The sequence below is a fragment of the Arsenicicoccus cauae genome (genome assembly GCF_009707125.1).
GTDB lineage: Bacteria > Actinomycetota > Actinomycetes > Actinomycetales > Dermatophilaceae > Arsenicicoccus > Arsenicicoccus cauae.
Genome location: NZ_WLVL01000029.1, coordinates 1 through 248 on the forward strand (window position 1 = coordinate 1; position 248 = coordinate 248).

General features: G+C 69.0%; 1 protein-coding gene. It reads left to right on the plus strand.

Going from position 1 to position 248, the window contains the following annotated elements; translation table 11 throughout:
- Positions 1-248 (plus strand): transposase (locus tag GGG17_RS08670; protein WP_195849177.1); only part of this gene is annotated, 248 nt, incomplete at both ends.

The window sequence follows — 248 nt, forward strand, 5'->3', positions numbered from 1 at the left end:
CCATCGGCGCGTTCCGCACCCGCCGCCTGGATCACGCCCGGTTTCCCTACGTCTATCTGGACGCGACCTATCTGCACGTGCGCACCGAGGCCGCCATGGTGGTCTCCAAAGCCGTCGTGGTCGCCACCGGCGTCACCGAGCACGGCCGCCGGGAGATCCTGGGCCTGGACGTCGGTGACAGCGAGGACGAGGTCTTCTGGCGAGCCTTCCTCATCGGCCTGAAGAAGCGGGGCCTGGGCGGTGTGCAG